Raw genomic sequence first — 6809 nt, forward strand, 5'->3', positions numbered from 1 at the left:
GATTTCGCATAATGGCAAATTCGAGAATCGGATAAGGTAGGTGGTTATGAGGGGGAAACGGCTTCTATCGACCCTGGTGACAGGCATTGCGTTGACCATGCCCGCGCTGGCCGTGGCAGCGCCTGCACACGCCGATCCTGATACCGACTTCTACAAGGAACTGCACGAATTCGGCATCTACGGGCAGAAGGATTACAACGCCTGGATCGGCAAGCTCGCGTGCAAGCGGCTGTGGATGCACACCGATGCCGACGTGTACAAGTCCAGCGCGTGGATCCTCAAGCAGCTCGACCGGGACAGCACCACTGCGCAGTCGTGGCAGTTCCTCGGCGAGGCGATGAAGTTCTACTGCCCCGACCAGTTGCCGCTGCTGCAGGCGGCGGCGGGACCGCCGCCGGAGGCACCGCCGAACTCGGCACCGGTACCGTCGGGACCGGCACTGGCGGCAGAGCAATGACAAGAAGGGATGCGGGAATGTTGGGTAAAGCCGGCCTGGTGGTGACCGCGCTGAGCGCCGCGGCGGTGGCCCTTCCAGCCGTCGCGTCGGCCGACGCGACCGATGACTATCCGATTCCTAACCGCATGTTGCGGACGACTTGCACGGCTGAACAGATCATGGCCGCTGCCCGGGACACCGATCCGGTGTATTTCGAGCGGTACATGATCGACTACCACAACCACAGCCCCGACGTGCAGTCCGCCACCCAGGACAAGATGCACTGGTTCTACTCGATGGATTACGCCGGACGCAGGCAGTTCTCGGAGGACATGGTCACCAGCCTTGGCGACCCGCTGACCGGTGCATGGCCCAACCACGCGAAGCTCTTCTTCAACAACAAGGGCGTCGCCGCGCACACCACCGACGTGTGCAGCAGCTACCCGACCGATCCGGCGATCTGGGACTACCCGGCGCACTGGTGAGCCGCGCGCTGGGTCAGCTGCTCTTGGCGTAGTAGAGCGCGTCGAAGTCGGACGTGAAGGACCCGCCCTCGCAGTTGAGCGGCTGACCGGCGGGTGACTGCGCCGAGGCGGGCACGTTCGGGTCGCACGGTTCCCGAAGGGTGCGCACACCGATCAACGGCGCGACCGCAACCCATTGGTCGGTTGCCGCGCAGGCGAACGTCTTTCCCGTCGGGTCCAGCCCGTAGACGTAGCGAGACGAGAACGAGCAATGGTCGGTGGGCACGATGTTGCGATCCAGGAACGGGACGCAATCGACGCCGTCGCATACGCCGCGATCCGCGGACGCGGTGCCCGCCACCGCCATCGGCGCGGCGACGACCCCGCAGGCCACTGCCAGTACTGCCATCAGCTTCATGTCGAACCCCTCCACGACGGACCCGCTTCGACGGTTAGCGTACCGGGACGTCGCCACGGCATAAGGTTTTCTTGTGCCTTTACGTTACGTCGACCCAACCAAACGACGCTCTGCGGTGACGCGCGGGCTGAACAGACTTGCGCGCACCCGCGTCGGCCTGTTCGTCGGCAAGCATCTGGCCTCCAAGACCGACCCGATGCTCAGCCGGATCACCGGGGGCCGGCTCAGCTGGGGCGCCTTCAACGTCCCGTCGGCGACGCTGAGGACCACCGGGGCCAAGAGCGGCCGGGTCCGCGACGCCCAGGTCGCGTACTACCACGACGGGCGCGACGTGATCATCATGGCGTCGAACTACGGCGGAGCCGCGCACCCGCAGTGGTACCACAACCTGGTCGCACACCCCGAGTGCGAGCTCGGCGGCGAACCCTTCCTGGCGCGTGAGGTGACCGATCCCGACGAGTACGCCCGGCTGTACGGACTCGCGGAAACGTACTACGGCGGGTTTTCGGATTACCGCGAGAACGCCGCCCGCGCCGGACGCACCGTGCCGGTGTTCCGGCTCTGTCCTCGGTAGCGCGAAACACCGCGGCGGGGTCACGCGACATATCAGCATGAACGTCAAGATCGCTTGCAGCGTCGTCGGTGCCACCCTCGCAGCACTGCCGCTTGCCCTGGGTACCGTTCGAGCCGCCGTCCCCGTCGCGAGCGCCGCACCCTGCCAAGACGTCGAGATCGTCTTCGCCAGGGGAACCACCGAGCCGCCGGGCGTCGGTGGCATCGGTCAGGCCTTCGTCGACTCGGTGAGGTCGAAGGCGGCCGGGCGCTCGGTCGGCGTGTACGCGGTTCGCTACCCGGCCAGCAACGACTTCGCCAGAAGCGCCCCAGCCGGCGGTGACGACATGAGCGCCCACGTCCAGGCGATGGCGGCCAGCTGTCCGAACACCAAGATGGTGCTCGGCGGATATTCCCAGGGCGCCGCCGTCGTCGATCTGGCTACCACCGCCATGCCGCCCGCGATCGCCGACCACGTTGCGGCGGCCGCCGAGTTCGGCGGTCCACGCAGCTCGTTCGCCGACAGTCTGTCGGCGGGTCCGTTGCCGTCGGTTGGCCCGATCTACCGGGCCAAGACGATCGAGATGTGCGTCCCGAACGACCCGATCTGCGCCGAGGGTGGGTGGGACATGCGGGCTCACGGCGCCTACGTGCAGACGGGAATGGTCGACGAGGCCGCAACGTTCGCCGCAAACCGGCTATAGAGGTAGCCAAGCTGGGTACTAGTACACCCATGACGATGACTGCACGACGCCTGCCGCGCCTCCTCGGCGTGGCTGTGATGACCGTTTGGGCCGCTCTTCTGACCGGCTTTCTTCCCTCCGCTGCCGCCCAACCGTGCCCCGATGTCGAGGTGATATTCGCCCGCGGCACCGGCGAACCACCCGGAGTCGGCGGGGTCGGGCAGTCGTTCGTCGATGCGCTGCGATCACAGGTCGGCGGTAAGACGGTGGACGTGTACCCGGTGAACTATGCCGCCAGCGGCGACTTCAACGACACGATGGCTTTCGCCCAGACAGTCATCGATGGCATCAGGGACGCCGGCGGTCACGTCCAGTCCACCGCGGCGAACTGCCCTAATACCCGCATCGTGCTGGGTGGCTACTCCCAGGGCGCGGCGGTGGCGGGATTTGTCACCTCGGCCGAGATACCCCCGGGTGTCCCGGCAACCCTCGTCCCGCAGCCGTTACCCCCCGAGATCGCCAACCACGTCGCGGCGGTCGCGCTATTCGGAAAGCCATCGGAGGCGTGGACGAGCCAGTACGGCGCGCCCGCGATCGTGATCGGGCCGGCCTATGCGGCGAAGACGATCCAGCTGTGCGCGCAGGGCGATACGATCTGCGACGGCACCCCCGGCGGTGGACCGACCGCAGCCCACGCGCTCTATCCGGTGAACGGCATGGTCGGTCAGGCCGCCACCTTCGTCGCGGGCCGCCTCTAGCTCGCTGCGGCGCCGACGCAGGCCGCGCCGCGAGCCAGCGCAACCTGCGCGTGACGGCTGGTCACCGCCGGAACCGACAGGCGTGCGGCCAGGGGTCCGGCCAGGGCGTCGCGGGTGCGACGGGAGGCGATGAGATAGACGAGCTCGGCGCGCATCCCGTTGCCGTAGAGGGTGGTGTCCAGCCAGCCGATCAACGCCGCGCTGTCACCGGATACCCTGGTGGTTGCGGATTGCATTGCGCCGGTGCAGGTGTCGACCACCGACAAAGCTGCAGAGGTGTGTCCGAGCAGGCATACCGCGGAGTTCTGTCGTCTGCTCCCCTGCCGGCCGCCCAAAGCCCATAAACGTGTCGCGTCTGCGGGCGACACCGGTACGACCTCGTCGAAAGTTAGATCCCGCAACGCCTCTGACAGCGATGACAGGTTACCGCTAGTCGTCACGTGGACAGCGTCGACGGTCCATCCGGATGCCGCGGCCATATCGCGCACACGTCGCGCGGTGGCGGCGGGCGCCGCGGCGCTCGAATCGATGATGTCGAAGGCGTCCTGGTCGAGTGGTTCGCTGGTCGGATCGCAGGCGTCGACCAATACCCATGCGATGCTGGTCGACGTCTTCGACAGCCCCAATATCGTGTGCACTCGCTGGGTCCCGTCCGTCGGCCGACGTGCCGCGCTACGCGGCTACTCGACGGAGCTTAGATCCGGTGGCCACGCGCATCGTCTCACTCAGGTGAAGGGTTACCGATCCGCGATGCTCACGTGATCACCACGAACGCGCCCCCCTGCGCTCACCCGGGCAGCCGCGGCCGCGGCGAGGAAGCACCCGAGCAGCGTGTAACCGACGACGCCGTCGAGACCGTGCTTGGCCAGCATGACCATCGCCACCCCGGCCACACATATCAGCGTGCCCGCCACGGCTGACCGCACGCCGGTGGCGTGAACGGCGGTATCCCACCAGGGAAGTCGTCGATGCTCAAGCGGTGACAACAGCAGGAAGACCGCCGCCATCACGACCGCGAATACCGCGGCCCGCAGCGCGAGCAGACCCCAAAACCATTGCGCATCAACGTCGTATGCGTCGAGGCCGATTACATGCAAGGAGAAGGTGGCGATTGCTATGGCCGGGATGTGCCACAGGTAGAGGGTCATAGCGCCGTTGTTGCCCACCGCGACGGCTTGCCACACGCGGAGGCGCTGGGCCCAGCGCTGGATAGGTGCGGCGAGGGCGACGAACGCGCACGACATCCAGGTGCAGTGCAGGGCGAGCAACAGTGTCGGCGGGGTCACGTTCGAGAAGTCCTCGGTTCCGGTGACCACCAATGACACCTCGTAGGGCCCGACGACCGCCAGCAGCACCTGCGCGGCGAACGCGCTCACGGCCACGGCGATTGACGCACGCACGCCGATCAGCCGTCGTGCGTAGGCGACGCCGATCACAACGGGGATCAACCATGCAGTCAAGAAGTTTCCGACGCCCGATATGGATTCGCCGGTGACGATGCGCACCACGTCGAACGCGGTGGTCATCGCAAGTAGGGACACGATTACGACGGCGACCCCACGCCCCGATCGCAGCCGCGTCAACGACGGAACGAAGGCCAGCACCACCAGATAGACACCGAGGAACCAGAGCAGGGCGACGCATTCTCCGCCGAGGTCGGTCGCGGCGTCTGCGCCGAGGATCTTCGCCGCGACCGCCAGTGCGGCCATCCAGAAGGCCAGGTACCAGAACACCGGACGGCACAGGCGCTGCGCCCGGGTGAACAGCCAGGTCCCCCACTTCGTGCCGGCGCGCCAGCCATAAGCGCCCGCGGCGCCGCCGGCGAGGAAGAACAACGGCATGACCTGGACAATCCAGGTGATCGGGGTGAGGGCGGGCAGTTGGCCGAGCAGGTTACCGATGCGCAGTCCGCCGGAATCGATGGTGGCCAGCAGCAGGGCACAGTGGCCGAACATCACGACGACGAGCGCGGCGAGCCGGGCGACATCGATGGCGCGGTCCCGGTCGGGTTTGGTGTGCTCGGCCACCGTGCGCGCACCGGGAACTGTCGAGGTCAGTGCCATGGCTTCAGCTTGCCGTCCAACCCGCCGACGTGGATGAGTAGTACTACGCGCGGACAAGTGTAGGGAAACACCGGATATTTCCGGTAGCGGCGCTGGCTTACGTTGTGCGGTAGTAGCGCCGCACCGACGGCGGTCATCGCGAAAGGACCCGCATGGCTCAACATCGCACGGCGCTGGCGGTCGCCGCGCTTTCGGTCGCCGCCGCCGCTATGGTCAGCGCACCCGCGGCCTCCGCCGCGCCTCGCGACGCGTTCCTCGACGAACTCGCCGCCCTGAACATCCCCTTGATCGGCGGCAATCAGGCCGACACGGTAGGAGCCGGATTACACGTCTGCGACCAATTGCGCAGTGGGGCTTCGGTGCTCGACGAGATGTCCGCCGCCGAGCAGATGTTCCAGCTCCTGCCGGGGCAGGGCACACTGTTCGTCAGCGCCGCCACCACTAACCTCTGCCCCGATTTCGCTACCGGGTAGCAGAACCCGACCCTTCCCGTAGCCCCACCCGGTCGTGCAGCCGGGTCAGTGCCCGCGGCGCATCGCAAGTGCACGGCGAGCCCGGCGCTACCGATCCCAACAAGCCGCGCGCGAACGATACGTCGGTCAGCGACGATTACGAAGATTGCCACGCGGCACGGGCCACGGACGTAAGCTGCGCTCGTGAAGAGGGGGTGGTTAGCCAATGGCCGAGGCCGCCTATTGGTGGTCGTGGCCTGCGTCGCCGTGTCCGCGGTGATGCTCTATGACCCGGGCACGGACAGCTCCACCCCGGCGGCTATCTCGCCCAGCCCGCCGCCTGCTCCCTCGGCGACACCGGTTCCGAATGCCATGCCTGCACCGGATCTCATCGCCGCCAGCGCACCCATTGCCAACCAGGCTGCGTCGTTCGCGCTTCCGCCCGGTGTCGCGCCGGAGAACGGATTGCAGATCCACACCATCTGGGTGGCGCGCGCGATCAGCGTGATGTTCCCTGAGATCACCACGATCGGCGGGTACCGGCAGGACCCGTTGAAATGGCATCCCAACGGGTTGGCGATCGACGTGATGATCCCCAACCACCACAGCGCCGAAGGCATCGAACTCGGAAACCAGATCGCGGGCCTGGCATTGGCCAACGCCGAACGCTGGGGCGTGATTCACGTGATCTGGCGGCAGGGCTTCTATCCCGGCATCGGTGCGCCGAGTTGGACGGCCGACTACGGCAACGAGACGGCCAACCACTACGACCATGTCCACATCGCCACCGACGGCGGCGGATATCCCACCGGACACGAAACGTACTTCATCAGTTCGATGAACCCGGGAACCTGAAAACGTAAAGGGTCGGCCCGCCACCCTGGGGGGAGGGGGTGGCGGGCCGACTGATTGTGATCAGGGCTGAGTGAGGACGGGGAGGTTGCCCTTGATCACTGGTGCGCGCACCACGTTGCGCTTCGATC

10 protein-coding genes are annotated in these 6809 nt (G+C 66.7%); 7 read left to right on the forward strand and 3 right to left on the reverse strand.

The genetic code is table 11. The features are described from left to right. The first annotated feature begins 46 nt into the window (after window positions 1-46). Complete coding sequence (locus tag A5651_RS03105) at window positions 47-457, forward strand: DUF732 domain-containing protein (protein WP_082943554.1); 411 nt, start codon at window positions 47-49, stop codon at window positions 455-457. A 17-nt stretch (window positions 458-474) separates the two neighbouring features. Then, window positions 475-921 (forward strand): DUF5078 domain-containing protein, encoded by a 447-nt coding sequence (locus A5651_RS03110; protein ID WP_066975428.1) that lies wholly within the window; start codon window positions 475-477, stop codon window positions 919-921. A gap of 13 nt (window positions 922-934) precedes the next feature. Here A5651_RS03110 and A5651_RS03115 read toward each other — a convergent pair whose 3' ends face one another. Then, window positions 935-1318: a hypothetical protein gene (locus A5651_RS03115; protein WP_066975486.1), complete on the reverse strand. Its 384-nt coding sequence runs from the start codon at window positions 1316-1318 to the stop codon at window positions 935-937. A 73-nt stretch (window positions 1319-1391) separates the two neighbouring features. Here A5651_RS03115 and A5651_RS03120 point away from each other — a divergent pair, with 73 nt between their 5' ends. Genes A5651_RS03120 through A5651_RS03130 form a run of 3 tightly spaced genes read left to right on the forward strand, consistent with a single transcriptional unit; the run spans window position 1392 to window position 3311 of the window. After that, on the forward strand, window positions 1392-1892 hold the full coding sequence (locus A5651_RS03120) for a nitroreductase/quinone reductase family protein (RefSeq protein ID WP_066975430.1): 501 nt from the start codon (window positions 1392-1394) through the stop codon (window positions 1890-1892). Window positions 1893-1929: 37 nt separating this feature from the next. Beyond that, window positions 1930-2574, forward strand: a complete 645-nt coding sequence (locus A5651_RS03125; RefSeq protein ID WP_066975432.1) for a cutinase family protein — start codon at window positions 1930-1932, stop codon at window positions 2572-2574. Window positions 2575-2609: 35 nt separating this feature from the next. Beyond that, window positions 2610-3311, forward strand: coding sequence for a cutinase family protein (locus A5651_RS03130; RefSeq protein ID WP_066975488.1), 702 nt, complete (start codon window positions 2610-2612; stop codon window positions 3309-3311). Here A5651_RS03130 and A5651_RS03135 read toward each other — a convergent pair. Then, window positions 3308-3949, reverse strand: a complete 642-nt coding sequence (locus tag A5651_RS03135; RefSeq protein WP_066975434.1) for a hypothetical protein — start codon at window positions 3947-3949, stop codon at window positions 3308-3310. The two genes, A5651_RS03130 and A5651_RS03135, sit on opposite strands and share 4 nt — an antisense overlap. 99 nt (window positions 3950-4048) lie before the next feature. Further along, window positions 4049-5374: an acyltransferase gene (locus A5651_RS03140; RefSeq protein ID WP_156662547.1), complete on the reverse strand. Its 1326-nt coding sequence runs from the start codon at window positions 5372-5374 to the stop codon at window positions 4049-4051. A 152-nt stretch (window positions 5375-5526) separates the two neighbouring features. Between A5651_RS03140 and A5651_RS03145 the strand changes: the two genes are divergently transcribed. Then, window positions 5527-5847, forward strand: a complete 321-nt coding sequence (locus A5651_RS03145; RefSeq protein ID WP_066975436.1) for a DUF732 domain-containing protein — start codon at window positions 5527-5529, stop codon at window positions 5845-5847. A gap of 183 nt (window positions 5848-6030) precedes the next feature. After that, a complete protein-coding gene (locus tag A5651_RS03150; RefSeq protein WP_066975438.1) occupies window positions 6031-6681 on the forward strand; it encodes a glycoside hydrolase in 651 nt (216 codons plus the stop codon). Window positions 6682-6809: the final 128 nt, after the last annotated feature.

Origin of the sequence: Mycobacterium sp. 1274761.0, assembly GCF_001668615.1 — a bacterium.
GTDB lineage: Bacteria > Actinomycetota > Actinomycetes > Mycobacteriales > Mycobacteriaceae > Mycobacterium.

Bases quoted from the DNA above. Each gene is read 5' to 3' on its own strand.
- A5651_RS03105 (WP_082943554.1), top strand. From the start codon at position 47: ATGAGGGGGAAACGGCTTCTATCGACCCTGGTGACAGGCATTGCGTTG.
- A5651_RS03110 (WP_066975428.1), top strand. From the start codon at position 475: ATGTTGGGTAAAGCCGGCCTGGTGGTGACCGCGCTGAGCGCCGCGGCG.
- A5651_RS03115 (WP_066975486.1), bottom strand. From the start codon at position 1,318: ATGAAGCTGATGGCAGTACTGGCAGTGGCCTGCGGGGTCGTCGCCGCG.
- A5651_RS03125 (WP_066975432.1), top strand. From the start codon at position 1,930: ATGAACGTCAAGATCGCTTGCAGCGTCGTCGGTGCCACCCTCGCAGCA.
- A5651_RS03130 (WP_066975488.1), top strand. From the start codon at position 2,610: ATGACTGCACGACGCCTGCCGCGCCTCCTCGGCGTGGCTGTGATGACC.
- A5651_RS03140 (WP_156662547.1), bottom strand. From the start codon at position 5,374: ATGGCACTGACCTCGACAGTTCCCGGTGCGCGCACGGTGGCCGAGCAC.
- A5651_RS03145 (WP_066975436.1), top strand. From the start codon at position 5,527: ATGGCTCAACATCGCACGGCGCTGGCGGTCGCCGCGCTTTCGGTCGCC.